The 15,515-nt window shown below is 43.6% G+C and carries 8 protein-coding genes; 6 read left to right on the top strand and 2 right to left on the bottom strand.

Going from position 1 to position 15,515, the window contains the following annotated elements; translation table 11 throughout:
• Positions 1-17 precede the first annotated feature (17 nt).
• Positions 18-662, bottom strand: a complete 645-nt coding sequence (locus tag EAH55_RS15460) for an RNA polymerase sigma-70 factor (protein WP_121810455.1) — start codon at positions 660-662, stop codon at positions 18-20.
• Positions 663-843: 181 nt separating this feature from the next.
• On the opposite strand from EAH55_RS15460, the gene EAH55_RS15455 reads away from it, so the two are divergent.
• The 6 genes from EAH55_RS15455 (at position 844) to EAH55_RS15430 (ending at position 13,546) form a co-directional block, all read left to right on the top strand.
• The gene (locus EAH55_RS15455; RefSeq protein WP_121810454.1) at positions 844-2,283 is read left to right on the top strand and encodes an alpha-L-fucosidase; all 1,440 of its coding nucleotides are present in this window, start codon (positions 844-846) and stop codon (positions 2,281-2,283) included.
• 252 nt (positions 2,284-2,535) lie between these two features.
• The gene (locus EAH55_RS15450) at positions 2,536-5,208 is read left to right on the top strand and encodes a glycoside hydrolase family 2 protein (protein WP_121810453.1); all 2,673 of its coding nucleotides are present in this window, start codon (positions 2,536-2,538) and stop codon (positions 5,206-5,208) included.
• A gap of 16 nt (positions 5,209-5,224) precedes the next feature.
• A complete protein-coding gene (locus EAH55_RS15445) occupies positions 5,225-7,519 on the top strand; it encodes a family 20 glycosylhydrolase (RefSeq protein ID WP_244228216.1) in 2,295 nt (764 codons plus the stop codon).
• A 9-nt stretch (positions 7,520-7,528) separates the two neighbouring features.
• Entirely contained in the window at positions 7,529-9,646 is a 2,118-nt protein-coding gene (locus EAH55_RS15440; RefSeq protein ID WP_121810451.1) for an alpha-L-fucosidase, read from the top strand.
• Positions 9,647-9,715: 69 nt separating this feature from the next.
• Positions 9,716-11,992, top strand: coding sequence for a GH92 family glycosyl hydrolase (locus EAH55_RS15435; protein WP_121810450.1), 2,277 nt, complete (start codon positions 9,716-9,718; stop codon positions 11,990-11,992).
• Between the two features lie 468 nt (positions 11,993-12,460).
• Positions 12,461-13,546, top strand: a complete 1,086-nt coding sequence (locus tag EAH55_RS15430; protein ID WP_121810449.1) for a DNA topoisomerase IB — start codon at positions 12,461-12,463, stop codon at positions 13,544-13,546.
• Positions 13,547-13,642: 96 nt separating this feature from the next.
• On the opposite strand, the gene EAH55_RS15425 is transcribed toward EAH55_RS15430, so the two are convergent.
• Positions 13,643-15,511 carry a M56 family metallopeptidase gene (locus EAH55_RS15425; protein WP_121810448.1) on the bottom strand — a complete coding sequence of 623 codons (1,869 nt, stop codon included), beginning with the start codon at positions 15,509-15,511 and terminating at the stop codon, positions 13,643-13,645.
• Positions 15,512-15,515 lie beyond the last annotated feature (4 nt).

Raw genomic sequence — 15,515 nt, 5'->3', positions numbered from 1 at the left:
TTATTTAGGTTAATTACCTACAAGTGTAGAAAAAATAATTGAAAAATCACAACTATCGATCCTAAAATGTTGATTACATTGGTTTTAGGCATATTTTCATTATGCTTATTGTATTGTGTCAAAACGACACTAAGTTTCTTTATTGCGCGAAACAATTGTGTCTGTACTGTGCGCGGCGAAATATTGAGAATTTCGGCCACCTCTTTGTACTTCATGCCATCCTCCTTTATTAGTCTGAAAACAATACGACATTGTTGCGGAAGTCCCGCAATGGCCTGGTCCATCCGGAAGATGAGCTCCTTATTTTCTATTTCTTTTTGAGGGTTGTACGTATTTACAAATTCAACCGAATTGGTTTCTTCAATCTGTACAAGATGAATGGTTGAATATTTTTTGATGTGGTTTAGCGATTGGTTTTTTGCCGCAACAAACAAATAGGTTTCGGGGTTCTGAATTTCGGTCAGGTTTTTACGGTTGAGCCAGCATTTCACAAACACGTCCGAAACTATTTCTTCGGCAATTTCCCGTTGATGCACATACAACACGCAAAATTTAATGAGCGAGTTGTTAAGGACATGGAAAAACAGCTCAAAGGCATTCTCATCGTCATTGTTACAAATGAGTTTCCACAATTTTAGCGTATCAACTTTTCTGTCTCTCAAAACTGAAGGATTTTAATTAATCAACTAAATTTAAACTTAATAATGGTGTAACAATAATAACATATTAAAACTAAAAAATGAAATTTATTAACGTAAGTTGCGATGTTTTTTAAAATATTTTAAAAAGTGTGTAGGCAATACACCATATAAAATTGTCAGTAATTTATAAAATAAAAGCTTGATGAAACGATTATTTACAGCATTTCTTTTGGTTTTTGGCTGTGTTAAAGCATTTGGGCAACAGCACAATATGTCAAAGCAGTATGTACCTGCCGGCGACCCCGTGGTTGAGCAAAAAATTGCCAATTGGCAGGATCTTAAGTTTGGTTTGTTCATGCACTGGGGTACTTACAGCCAGTGGGGCGTAGTAGAAAGTTGGAGCATTTGTCCGGAAGATGAAGGATGGACTCAACGCCGCGGCCCTTATGGCGCTACCTATAATGGTTATAAGACAGCGTATGAAAATTTGCAAACCACCTTTAACCCAACCAAATTCAACCCCGAAAAATGGGTGAAGGCGGCTAAAGATGCCGGTATGAAATATGTGATCTTCACAACCAAGCATCATGACGGTTTTTGCATGTTTGATACTAAAGAAACCGATTATAAAATTACGAGCAGCAAAACGCCATTTTCAAGCAATCCGCGAAGCAACGTAACTAAGGAAATTTTCAACGCTTTCCGTAAAGACAACTTTATGATAGGGGCTTATTTTTCAAAGCCCGACTGGCATACAGAAAATTATTGGTGGCCATACTTTCCACCTAAAGACCGCAACGTAAACTACGACCCTAAAAAATACCCTGAGCGCTGGCAAAAGTTTAAAGACTTTACCTATAACCAGATCAACGAACTAATGAGCGATTATGGTAAGGTTGATATTTTATGGCTTGATGGAGGATGGGTACGCCCTAAAACCAGTGTTGATACTACTATTGACTGGCAACGCGGAATTAAATTTGACCAGGATATTGATATGCCAAAGATAGCTGCAATGGGCAGGCAAAAGCAGCCCGGTTTAATTGTGGTCGATCGTACCGTAGCCGGTAAATACGAAAACTACACTACGCCCGAGCAGGAAGTACCGGAAGTTCCGCTTGACCATCCCTGGGAAAGCTGCATAACCATGGGTAACTCCTGGAGCTATGTTCCCGGCGACCATTATAAATCGGTGCAAAAAATTGTGCAGTTACTGGTAAAGATCGTATCACGCGGTGGTAACTTGCTTATGAATATCGGACCTGGCCCGGATGGGGATTGGGATCCCGTTGCTTATGAGCGCCTGCAAGGCATCAGCCGTTGGATGAAGATCAATGGCGAAGGTATTTACGCCAGCCAGTCGGTAGCGCCGTATTCAACAGGTAATATATACTATACTAAAGCTAAAAGCAGCAATACTATTTATGCCTTTGCCCTGAGCGATGAGGAAAAGGTAGTTTTACCTGCAACTGTATCAGTAAAACTAAAGGATATCAAGAAAGTAAAGAAAGTGACCTTGCTTGGCAGTACGCAAAGCCTTAAATGGAAACAGGTAGCCGATGGTATTGATATCAGCATTCCAACAAAACTACAACAAGCCAGCGGGCTTAATGAAGCGGCCGGTTTTAAAATAGTTTATTAGATATAAATATAAAAATGTCATTTCGACGAATAGGGTAGGGAAAAGCATTGGGGGAGGAGAAATCTTATACAAGCGATGAGCAAAAATGCCGGGCGTATAAGATTTCTCTTCGCGCCCGTGCGCACCCCATTCCATACTCATCGAAATGACAAGGGTTTTAAATCCGACAAAATACCACATAATATAGCCAAGTTTTTACAGCTAAAATGATTTGGCAGTTTTTAATTTTGATCATTCATCCAATCTAAATAAATGACAACAACCCGTTCTGCAGGCAGATCTGCATTGTTTAAATTTTCGTTAGTGTTATCTGTCCTTGCTTCAGGCGTTTACCAAAACGCGGAGGCTCAAACCAGTTATGAGCTAAACAGCGGCTGGAAATCAACCTCTATGAATAGTGTTAAGGATAATGGCACTGTTATATCTCAAACTAATTATGATCTGGCTGCATGGAATCCGGCAGTTGTTCCCGGTACCGTGTTAACCACTCAGCTTGCCAATAAGCAGGTCCCGGATCCTTTTTATGGGATGAATAACGAAAAGATCCCTGACATTTATAAAGTAGGCCGCGATTATTATACCTATTGGTTTGCCAAAGACTTTAAAGAAACAGCGCCAACAGGCAGTAACCAAACTTACCTCAACTTTCGTGGTGTAAATTATAGCTGTGATGTTTTCCTGAACGGGCATAAACTGAACAGCAAGCTGCATAAAGGTATGTTTTTACGCCAGAGCTATAACATTACAAAATGGCTGAGCAAAAACGGAAACAATCGTTTAGCGGTTATCGTGTATCCTCCGGATGTTGTGGGTAACCCTAACGGTGGTCAGGGTGGCGATGGTACAATTGCCCGTGGCGTAGGTATCCAATACACAGCAGGTTGGGACTGGATCCAGCCTATCCGTGACCGCAATACCGGCATCTGGGATAAAGTAACTATTGAGCACACCGGCGCGGTAGTTATCAAAGATCCTCATGTAGTTACCCTTGTTCCGGGTGTACGTCAGCCGGAGGGTGCACAGCAGCCTGCCATTGTTCAGGTATCGGCCGAGGTTGAGAACGCAACCGGCGCGCCTGTCAGCGGTACTTTACAATATAATTTAGATGGTAAACTGGTATCGCAGCCGGTTACTTTAAAAGCCAACTCAAAACAGGATGTTAAATTGGCCGATTACAGCCTGAAAAATCCTAAGCTTTGGTGGCCAAATGGATACGGTCCGCAAAATTTGTATAAGCTTAATCTGCAGTTTGTGGCCGCTGGCAAGGTATCCGACCAAAAAAATATTGAAGTTGGTGTACGCCAGATCACTACCGAATGGAATAACAAAACTCAAAGTCGGCAGGTTAACATAAACGGTCAAAAAATATTTATTAAAGGCGGAAACTGGATCATCTCCGATCAGATGCTGCGTTTCAGCGATGCCCGTTATGATGCCGAGGTTCGTTTTCACCGTGATATGAACCTGAACCTGATCCGTGTTTGGGGTGGCGCACTGATTGAACGCCCCGAATTTTATGAAGCTTGTGACAAATACGGTATGCTGGTTTTCCAGGATATGTGGGGCTCTGGCGACTGTAATGGCCGCTGGACCGACCCGATGAAACTTGACGATCAGTGGACACGCCGTAAATATCCTGATGATCATGATCTGTATTTGAAATCAGTAGCCGACCAGGTTAAACTGGTTCGTAATTTCCCGTCGCTGGCTATCTGGTGTGGTGGTAACGAGATCACTCCGCCTGAGGATATCTTCGCGGCACTGCGTGATACCATTATGCCTAAACTGGATAATACCCGCTGGTTTATCCCATATTCAAATTCCGAAGAAATGTCGCGCAATGTACAGGGCGGTAATGGTGACGGCCCTTATGGTGTCCAAAGCCTTACAACTTTCTGGGATCATCAAACCTATCCGTTCAATTCAGAAGTAGGTTCGGTTGGTGTAAGCGATTATGAGTCATTAAAGCGTTTTATTCCTGCCGAAAATATGGTTGTGCCTGAATTTGACGCATCAACTGGCAAAACCAAAACAGACCCTGTTTGGGAGTACCATAAATATATTGGCTACGATGGCTTTATTGATAAATATGGCAAAGCCAAAGATGTTGAGGATTTTGCCACTAAAGCCCAATTGGTAAACTATGATCAGTACCGTGCGCTGATGGAAGGCTTTAGCTCGCATATGTGGGATTGGTATACCGGTACCATTATCTGGAAAACTCAAAACCCGTGGACGGCCATGCGCGGTCAAATGTATGATTATTACCTTGATCCTAACGCTTGTCTTTACGGTTTACATAGCGGAAGCGAGCCTTTACACATCATGTATAACCAAACAGATGGCATGGTGATGGTAGCCAATAATACATTTAAAACACACAGTAACATGCTGCTGGTTGCCAAAACCTATGACATGGATGGCAAGGAGAAAGTATTAACCCAGGTTTTTGCCGATGTAACGCCAACCACCACTAAAAGGTACCTGTCGCTTAAGCATGAGATCGAGAAAGAAGCGAAGGATAAAGGCGTATTCCTTTGCCTGCAGCTGCTTAAATCAGATAAAGAAGTGATTAGCGAAAATATTTACTGGCTACCTGATGCAAACGGCGATTTTTCGGGATTGCAAAAAATGCCTAAAGGTAATTTAGGTGCAACAGCTAAATACCTGAAAAACGGTAAGGTTGAAGTTACTCTGACAAATGAAGGTAATGGTGCATTGGCGTTCTTTAACCGTTTATCGTTAGTTAATGCTGATACCAAGCAACGGATCCTTCCGGCGTTTTACAGCGATAACTACGTAACCGTATTACCCGGCCAAACCAAAAAAGTTTTTATCGATCACAACCCGGGAGCAGACAAAAATCTGGCTGTAACTGTTGGCGGCTGGAATATTGCTGAAAGAACTATATCTATCGACAAATAATAACAGACAGAAGAAAATGAAAGTTATCTCAAAATATTTGTCATTAGCGGCTTTAATGCTTGCCTGCACAGGTGGTGTTAATGCCCAGGAAACAACGGCAAAATTCCCGTTGATACCTTATCCGGCACAATTAACCGCCGGCGAAGGTTCATTTAGCATTACAGCTAAAACCGGCATTGTTACTTCCAACGCTTTTAATACCGAAGCTTATGTTTTGAAAGATCTGTTGCGTAAAGGTTTGGGTAAGCCAATTGAAGTAAGCAAGATAAAGAAAGCCCATGCTATCAACCTGGTTTACGACGCAAGCATAACTACTCCCGAAGCCTACCGCATGAGTGTAACTAAAGAGCAGGTAGTTATCAGGGCGAAAGACCCGGCCGGCGCGTTTCACGCAGTAGAAACCATCCGTCAATTATTGCCTGTTGGTGTTGAAGCGGGTGTTGTACAAAAGCAATTGTCGTTGCCGGTCGTTGCCATTGAAGATGCGCCTGTTTATGAATGGCGCGGAATGCACCTGGATGTATCAAGGCACTTTTTCTCGGTAAGCTACCTGAAAAAGTTTATCGACAGGATGGCTTTATACAAGATGAATAAGCTGCACCTGCATTTAACTGACGATCAGGGCTGGCGTATCGAAATAAAAAAATATCCATTGCTTACCCAAGCCGGTGCTTGGCGCACGTTCAATAACCAGGATTCGGCCTGTATAAAAAAGGCTAAGGATAATCCTGATTTTGTGATCGATAAAGAGCATATCATCCAAAAAGATGGTAAAACCTTGTACGGTGGTTTTTACACCCAGGATGAAATGAAGGGCGTGGTAGCTTATGCTGCTGCCCGCCACATCGATATTGTTCCGGAAATTGATATGCCGGGGCACATGATGGCAGCTATTAACTCATATCCGTTTTTAACCTGCGATGGCGAAAATAAATGGGGCGAACTGTTTACCAAACCAATTTGCCCTTGTAACGAAACCACTTTTGAGTTTGCTGAGAATGTATTTACCGAGATCATGCAGATTTTCCCGTCTAAATATATCCACATCGGCGGTGATGAGGTTGACCGTACCAACTGGGGTAAATCAGAGGCCTGTAAAGCTTTAATGGCTAAAGAGGGTATTAAAGATCTGGCTGGCTTGCATAGCTATTTCATTAACCGCATGGAGAAGTTTTTTAACTCCAAAGGGCGCAAATTAATTGGTTGGGACGAGGTGATTGAAGGTGGTATTAGTCCAACGGCTATTATCATGTACTGGCGTACCTGGGTGCCAGACGCTCCTGTTAAGGCGGTAAAAAATGGTAACACGGTGATCATGACGCCCGGCGAACCGCTTTATTTTGATAATCAGCCTGATCAGTATTCTGTTAGCAGGGTTTATCATTTTAACCCGGTACCTAAAGTGCTGAATGCTGAGGAAGCCAAATCAATTATTGGTGCACAGGCAAATCTCTGGTCGGAGATGATCCCGTCAGAAAAGCGTGCCGATTATATGTACATGCCACGTATGACCGCTCTGTCCGAAATGCTATGGACACACCAGGAAACTGAATATGAATCATACCTGAAACGCCTGACCGAGCAATATAAACGCATGGACGCGATGAAGATCAACTATCGTTTGCCGGATTTGCCAAATCTGCTTAATCAGTACGTTTTCACTAACGAAGGCAAGCTGAGCATTATATCTCCATTGCCAAGCCTTACTATCCGTTATACTACTGACGGTACTTTGCCTGATACAAAATCGCCGGTATTACCATCGCCTTTAACTATCTCCAAATCAGAATTGGTAAGGGTTGCCGCGTTTACACCAACCGGAACCCGTGGCGACGTATATAACCTGAACTATACCCAGCAGCAAATGCTTGGCCCGGTAAAAATTGCTCCACCAAAACCCGGACTTACCGCTACTTATTACAAAGCGTTCTTCAAAAAAACAGCTTTGATGCAAAATGCAAAAGTTGATAGCACATTCAGTACCGATAAGATAGAAGTACCTGCTACGGTTAAAGCCCCATCGTTTGGTATTACTTATAAAGGTTACATTGATGTGCCAACCGATGGCATTTACAGTTTCTATTTAACCTGCGATGACGGTGGCGTGCTTTACATAGGCGATAAAACTGTTGTGGATAACGATGGTAACCATTCGGCGCAGGAACGCAGCGGACAGGTTGCCCTTAAAATGGGTACACATCCGTTTAAGCTTGATTTTATTGAAGGTGGCGGCGGCTTTAAGTTGCTGCTAAAATATAGTGTTAATGGCTCGGCCCCACAGGATGTGCCAGCATCATGGTTCAAAAACTAATAACCAATTATGAAGAAGTTTACAGGCATTGCCTTGTTGTTACTTACAGCCGGTTTAAATGGCTTTAGTCAAACGGCCCCGAAACCTTATGGTGTATTGCCTACGCAGGGACAACTCAACTGGCAGGAAACCGGAATGTATTGCATTATCCATTATGGGGTGGATACTTATACCAACAAAGAATGGGGTTTTGGTGATGAGGATCCGAAGATTTTTAACCCGTCGCAGTTTAGCGCTATGCAGATCGTAGCTGCTGCAAAAGCCGGCGGTTTTAAGGGGGTGGTGGTTGTGGCTAAACATCACGATGGTTTTTGTATCTGGCCAACTAAAACTACTGAACATAATATCACCAAAAGCCCCTATAAAAATGGCAAGGGCGATATGCTGAAAGAATATCGCGAAGCGTGCGATAAACTGGGCATGAAGCTTGGGGTATACTGCTCGCCATGGGACAGAAACAATCCATATTATGGTACGCCGGAATATGTAAAGATCTATCGTGAGCAGTTGAAAGAGTTATATACTAACTATGGCCCGTTGTTTATTTCATGGCATGACGGCGCCAATGGTGGTGACGGCTACTATGGAGGCAAGCGTGAAGTACGAAAAATTGACCGCTCAACTTACTACGGCTGGGATACAACCTGGGGCATTACACGCAAACTGCAACCAAACGCGGTGCTGTTTGGTGATGTTGGCCCGGACGTGCGCTGGGTAGGTAATGAGGAAGGCCATGCAGGGGAAACCTGCTGGGCTACCTATACACCTCATGCGCCGGATGAAGGTAAGGTTCCGGCTAATGGTTATGTGAAAGATTATGAAGGAACGGAAGGCACCCGCAACGGTAAGTACTGGATGCCTGCCGAATGTGACGTGTCATTACGTCCCGGATGGTTTTATCACAAAACGCAGGATGAAGGTGTGAAATCGCCTTATACCTTGCTTGATCTGTATTACAAAAGCGTAGGCCGTGGCGCGGCGCTTGATTTGGGTTTATCTCCCGATCCGCGTGGTATTATTAACGAGGTCGATGTGAAATCATTAACCGAGTTCGGCAACCTGCTTAAACAAACCTTCGCTGTTAACCTGGCAAAAGGAGCTACACTGACTGCAAGCAACGTGCGTGGAGGCAACAAAGCTAAGTTTGGTCCGCAGTTTTTGTTGGATGATAACAGGTACAGCTATTGGGCTACTGACGATAAAGTAACCACACCAACCTTAACCATCGATCTGCATTCGCCAAAAACATTTAATGTAATCCGCTTGCGCGAGAATATCAAGCTTGGTCAGCGTATTGAGGCAGTTGCTGTAGATGCGTATCTGAATGGTAAATGGGAGCAGATAGGAGAGGCTACCAGCATTGGTGGTAACAGGCTGATCCGTTTAACTCAAAACATAACAGCAAGCAAGTTGAGGCTGCGCGTTACCGCATCGCCGGTAGCAATTGCCTTGAGCGATTTCGGAATTTACAAAGAACCTGTTCACTTAACCGCGCCAAAAATATCGCGTAATAAAAAAGGCGAAATAAGCATCACCACCGAAGCTCCGGTGAGCACTATTCGCTATACGCTTGATGGGCATGAGCCAACGTCAAGTTCGCCGGTTTATAGCAAGCCTTTTACGCTTAATGAAGGTGGTACTGTAAAGGCTCGCAGTTTTGAAGGTAAAGATCAGCAAAGCGAGAGTACTTATGTATCATTCGGCTACGCCAAAGGCGATTGGAAGGTGTTGGATGCCACTGCTGCCGGTGACGAGTGGAGCAAAGCAGAAAACGCTTTTGATGAAAATACACGCAGCCTTTACGCTACCCTGAAAAAAGAAGATGCGCAATTCCCGCAGCAAATCAGCGTTGATTTGGGTAAGGAGCAAAAGATAAAGGCATTTGGCTATTTGCCAAGGCAGGATAAACAGGCGACCGGCATTGTTGACAGTTACGTTTTCTACATCAGCAATGATGGCAAAACCTGGGAAAAGGTGGCTTCGGGCGAATTTTCAAATATCAAATCGAACCCGATTGAGCAGCCTGTAGTATTGAAGCAGGAAGTGACGGCGAGATATTTTAAATTTGAAGCCGCGCATGTAATTGCAGGTAATGGCATAGCCGTAGCTGAATTAAGCGTTTATTAATAATCTATTAAGTATTGAGGTTTACTTTGCAGGCAATATAAACCTCAATACCATCATCTAAAATAAAGAATGAAAAAACAACTCGTTTTGGCCGGCTTGCTGGCCATGGTTAATTTAAGTTCCCATGCACAAAGGCATCAATCGCAGCCTATGAAAAAGGCCGGCGGTTTAACGCAATATGTGGATCTGTACATTGGTACCGGTTTTCATGGGCACGTTTTTGTGGGTGCAAGCGTTCCTTTTGGTGCAGTGCAGTTAGGCCCAACCAATATTTCTGAGGGCTGGGACTGGTGCTCTGGCTACCATATTTCCGATTCTACCATCATTGGCTTCCAGCATACGCACTTAAGCGGTACGGGTATTGGCGACCTGGGCGATATATCTTTCATGCCTACAATAGGCGCTATCAACGTTTATAAAGGCAGCAATAAAAATTTAAAAAGCGGTTATGTATCGTTGTTTAGCCATAAGGATGAGGTTGTAAAACCTGGCTACTACAAAGTAAAGCTTAAAAAATATGATATCGGTGTCGAGCTTACCGCCAGCACCCGCGTTGGGATGCACAAATACACCTTCCCGGCATCAAAGGATGCACATATCCTGATCGATCTGCAGGAAGGTATTGGCTGGGACAGGCCAATGGAAACCTTCATTAAACAGGTTGATAAGAATACCATTTGCGGGTATCGTTTTTCAAAAGGTTGGGCAAATGATCAGCGTATTTATTTTACGGCGGTTTTCTCTAAGCCTATCAAAACATTCGCGGTTTATGACAGCACTGCTAACGTAAAAGGTACCGAACTTAAAGGTGTGAAAGTTAAAGGTGTTATCAGCTTTGCTACCACCAAAGGCGAGGTTGTTTATGCCAAAGTGGGTATCTCGCCGGTAAGCGCCGAGAATGCTATGCTGAACATCAAAGCCGAGATACCAGGCTGGGATTTCAATAAAGTTGTTACCGACGCGGATGCTGCCTGGAATAAACAGTTAGAAAAGATTACCATTAAGGCTGATTCATTATCACAGATGAAGAAGTTTTATACTGCTTTTTATCATACTATGATTGCGCCGTCTATTTTTAATGATGTAAACGGCGAATACTGGGGAACTGATAAAAAAGTACACAAAAACGAAGGTTTCAATAACGTAACCACGTTTTCGTTATGGGATACTTATCGTTCAAATAACCCGCTGTCAACCATCATCCACCCGGAGCATGTGAATGATATGATTAACTCTATGCTGGCTATTTATCAGCAACAGGGCAGCTTGCCTGTTTGGCATTTGATGGCCAACGAAACCAACTGTATGGTGGGTTATAGTGCCGTACCGGTGGTTGCCGACGCGTTATTGAAAGGCTACAAAGGCTTTGACGCTAACTTAGCTTACGAAGCTATGAAAACCACCGCTATGGGCGATGATCGTGGTATCAAATACGTGAAAAAATATGGCTATATCCCGGCAGATAGCAGTCGCGAATCGGTTTCGATGGGGCTTGAATATGCTATTGACGATTGGAGCCTTGCACAGGTAGCCAAAAAATTAGGCAAAACTGAAGACTATACTTATTTCAGCAAACGTGGCGCCTACTACAAAAACTACTATGATGCCAAAGCTGGTTTCATGCGTGGCCGTTTATCGCAAGATGCATGGCGTACACCTTATAGTCCATTCATTTCTATCCACGAAACCGGCGACTTTACCGAGGGTAATGGCTGGCAGTACACTTTCCTTGTTCCGCAGGATGTGGAAGGTTTGATTGATATGCTGGGCGGCGTTGATAAGTTCAATACCAAGCTTGATTCGCTGTTTATCGCTCAGGGCGATATGGGTAAATTTAAATCGCCGGATGTTTCAGGTTTGATTGGTCAGTATGCACACGGTAACGAACCAAGTCACCCAATGAGCTACTACTACGCATATTCAGGCAAACCATGGAAAACAGCCGAGAAGGTGAGGTTTATCCTTGATGATTTTTATACAGATAAACCAGACGGTATTATTGGGAACGAGGATGTCGGCCAGATGTCGGCCTGGTATGTGTTATCGGCAGTTGGCTTTTACCCGGTTAACCCGGCCAATGGTTTGTATGTATTTGGCAGTCCGGTAGTAAATGAAGCTACATTGAAATTACAGGGAAATAAGAAATTTCACGTGGTGGTTAAAAACAATGGCCCTAAAAATAAATACATCCAGGCTATGACATTAAATGGCACTGACTACACCAAAACTTACATCAAACATACTGATGTTATGCAAGGCGGCGAACTGGTGATTACCATGGGTGATAAGCCGGGTACGGTTTGGGGTGTTGGTGAAGCTAATAAAGCAGTTTCGGTGTTGAAGTAATTATTCGATATTTATACAGCATGTTCAAGCGTCCACGCTTGAATACAAACACCCGGGAGCGTCCACGCTTCCGGGTGTTTTGTTAAGGGCCGATCCTTGCCGTATCGGTTATAAGCATGGACGCTTATATTTTGGATAGTTCAAGCGCGGACGCTTGAACTCGCAGGTTGCTATCAACGCACCACTTGGCCGCTTGTCTTCCAATCAAACAATATTTATCAAATCACGCGGATTGTGATAAGTCCGGGTTCTGGCAGTAACGACAGGGTTAACAGGGTTAACATAATTTTGAATATTTTAATTTATATGATTGATAGTCAATTTTTTAAAAAAAAATAGGGGTTACGCAGAGGGGTTACAAAACATTTAGTTTTTGGTCGGTATTATTACGCTTTAACTTGCAGGAAATATCTCCATAAGACAAATCTATAATTAAAACTTAATCCCCACTCGGCATGTTATCCCTACATGAACCGTCTCATCAAAAAGCTCGAAAAAATTGGCCGCGATCCTAAGATCACGGCAAAGGCAGTTGGCCTGCGTTATGTATCTGATTCATCGCCGGGTTATACCCGCAAAAAATCAGGCAAAGGCTGGAGCTATTATGATGCGGATGGTGCTCTTGTAAAAGATAAGGAGCTGATAACAAGGTTCAATAAACTGGTGATTCCCCCGGCTTATACCCATGTCTGGATTTCACCATATGAAAACGGTCACTTGCAATTTACGGGTACCGATGTGGCAGGGCGTAAACAATACCGTTATCATGCGCACTGGAACCAGATCCGTAATCAATCCAAATATCACCGAATGCAAACTTTCGCGGCTCATTTGCCTGCAATCAGGGAGCAGGTAGATAAAGACCTGGCAAGGCATAACCTCGGTCATGAAAAGGTAGTGGCATTAGTGGTTAGATTGATGGAATTAACCAGTATCAGGGTAGGGAATGAGTCGTACAAAAAACTTTACGGATCATTTGGTTTAACAACCCTGCAAAACAGGCATGTAAAAGTTGAAGGCTCTAACCTGCGGTTTGAGTTTAAAGGTAAAAAAGGAGTATTCCACAAAGTATCCTTGCAAAGCCGTAAGCTGGCCCGTTTGGTAAAACAATGCCGAGATATCCCCGGAAAAGAGCTTTTTCAATACTATAATGAAGATGGTACCCGGTGTAGTGTTGGCTCCGGTGATATTAATAGTTACCTGCATGAAATAACCGGCGAAGATTTTACAGCAAAAGATTTCCGTACCTGGGCGGGCAGTGTGAGCGCATTATATGCCTTTAAGGAAGCAGGCGAGTTTGATAGCGTAACTGAGTGCAAAAAGAAAATAGTGAGTGTGCTGGACGAGGTGGCTATAAACCTTGGGAACACTCGTACTGTTTGTAAAAAGTACTACGTGCACCCATCGGTTATTAAAAGTTATGAGGAGGGAACCATTTTTAAATATATCAGCCAGCTTGATGAACGCGAAGATGTAAAAGCTGCCGAACTTAATATCGCAGAGAAAGCATTGCTCAACCTGCTGGAAACGGAAAAACTGGCCGAGGCCAGTTAAGCTGGTTGAGTATGTTTACCGGGTTGATTATAGAGCGGTATAAAGAACGATTAACTATAAACTGATCTCCGAATAACCCAGGCTCAAATCAACCATTTACTTTTTGTGGGTAGTGATTATTACGACACCGTCTTTGGCTTTATCGCCGTACTTTTTTGCGGTATCATCACTTTTAAGTATAGAAATACTTTCCACTTTATTCGGGTCGAGCTTTTTAAATGCCTCCATGGTGCTGGTTTTGCCGTCTATCAATATTAGTGGATCTTTATCGCCATTGGTAACAATGCTCATCCCGTTTACATTTAGTGCCTTGATGTTTGCTTTTTTGCCATACCCGGTAACAACCACATCTCCGCCACTGGCCACCATAGCAGCATCGCCAGACCTTACACTGTACGATAATGTAGAAGGTTTTGCTTTTACCCCATTTACGGTTACAGTACTAATGCTGCTCGCATTTGCCGAACTGGAGATACCTTTTACTATTACCACATTTTTAAGATTTTTTACATCAACTTTTTTATCATCCGGAACAATGGTCACAGCATTAACATTGTCGTCGGCTATAACTGCATCGCCGCTTACATTGGTAGTAACAATTTTGCTAATCACCCTGGTTTTTGCTACTTCTTTTTCGAGTTCTTCTTTATTGGGCGCGTCCTTGGTGATTACATAGGCCACTTTAACAGGTTTGTCATCCTCAATTTTTGCAAATTTCCGGGCCCTATCACCAGTAAGTATATACACGTTGTCGATTTTTGTTGGGTCGAGGTTTTTGCCGGTTGATACTGCACCGTTTACCACAAATATCAACGAGTCTTTTCTAACCGCATCTACAGCTATTTTTATCCTTTTGTTGGTGTCTGACTGAATAGCCAACGGCGCTACTGCGGTCGACGGGCTTAGCGCAAGTTTAGGCAGCGCTGCCGGCGTAGGAGCGGCCGCAGCTTTCGGAGTTTTTGTTTTTGACGCAGGTTTGGAAGCTTTGGCGGGTTTAATATCAGTGTTAACAACCTCATCAGCGTTGATGTTAATGATCCTGGCCAGGGGCTGTACCGCGTTGGCAAGGGTGATCCTCACAGGTTTGGCAAAATCAGCTTTTGAAATGCTGAATACCAGTAACAAGGCCATAACGGCCGGCACTACAAAAGCGTAGCGGGTGAGGTTAAGTTTCGACGATCTCTTCGCGTTCATCATGATTATCCGTTTTTTTATGGTTGAAATATTGAAATGGTTTACAATGCTGGGTTGGCTGTTATTGAAACTTACATTCACCAAACTGTACTGGTACGCTTTACTGTCGATCCCATTTTTCAGGATCTTGTGATCGGTAATAAATTCAATGTTTTCGCGTACAGCCCTTTTTATAAGCCAGATGCCCGGGTTAAACCAGTAGAAGATACTGCTAAGCTCTGCCAGCAAAATATCAGCAGTATGCCACTGGTTTACGTGCACCTGCTCATGCAGCAGGATCGATTTCAGGTCGGCGGGTTCATGTTTAGCAGGGTTTACATAAATGCTCCGCCAAAAAGAAAATGGCGCCGCGTCTTTGTCCATCACCCTAACCAAATGTTCGCCTATGTATTGAGGTTTGGAATTTTTATACAATCGTAATAAGGATAGCAGCTGCAGGGCCAGGCGGATGAAGAGCAAGCCTGCGCCCGCCCAGAAAATTACGCTCAACCAATACCAGTAATCAAATGTTTGCACCGGTTGGTTTACCAGTTGGGCCGGCGACTGCCAGTTGATGGCTATCTGCTCAATCGGTTTGGCCAATTCTTCGTGCCGCTGCACAAAGGCCGAAAAGTTGATTTGCGGGTAAATACTTGCAAACAGGATGGCCGCAAGCAAATAAATACGGTTAAGCGTATAAAAGGTGAGGGGCCTTAGCACCAGGTAATAGCCCGCACAAAACAATAGCAGGGCTATGTTCACTTTTAATAAAAAAACAAATGTTGCCGGCATGGTT

The sequence above is a fragment of the Mucilaginibacter kameinonensis genome (assembly GCF_003675385.1).
In the GTDB taxonomy this organism is placed as follows: Bacteria; Bacteroidota; Bacteroidia; order Sphingobacteriales; family Sphingobacteriaceae; genus Mucilaginibacter; species Mucilaginibacter kameinonensis.
Note: the sequence above shows the minus strand (reverse complement) of the source record. Positions and strands in the feature narration are given on the sequence as shown.

Excerpts from the sequence above, each read along its gene's own strand:
- EAH55_RS15455 (WP_121810454.1), top strand. The coding sequence starts at position 844 with ATGAAACGATTATTTACAGCATTTCTTTTGGTTTTTGGCTGTGTTAAA.
- EAH55_RS15435 (WP_121810450.1), top strand. The coding sequence starts at position 9,716 with ATGAAAAAACAACTCGTTTTGGCCGGCTTGCTGGCCATGGTTAATTTA.
- EAH55_RS15430 (WP_121810449.1), top strand. The coding sequence starts at position 12,461 with ATGAACCGTCTCATCAAAAAGCTCGAAAAAATTGGCCGCGATCCTAAG.
- EAH55_RS15425 (WP_121810448.1), bottom strand. The coding sequence starts at position 15,511 with ATGCCGGCAACATTTGTTTTTTTATTAAAAGTGAACATAGCCCTGCTA.
- EAH55_RS15440 (WP_121810451.1), top strand. The coding sequence starts at position 7,529 with ATGAAGAAGTTTACAGGCATTGCCTTGTTGTTACTTACAGCCGGTTTA.
- EAH55_RS15445 (WP_244228216.1), top strand. The coding sequence starts at position 5,225 with ATGAAAGTTATCTCAAAATATTTGTCATTAGCGGCTTTAATGCTTGCC.
- EAH55_RS15450 (WP_121810453.1), top strand. The coding sequence starts at position 2,536 with ATGACAACAACCCGTTCTGCAGGCAGATCTGCATTGTTTAAATTTTCG.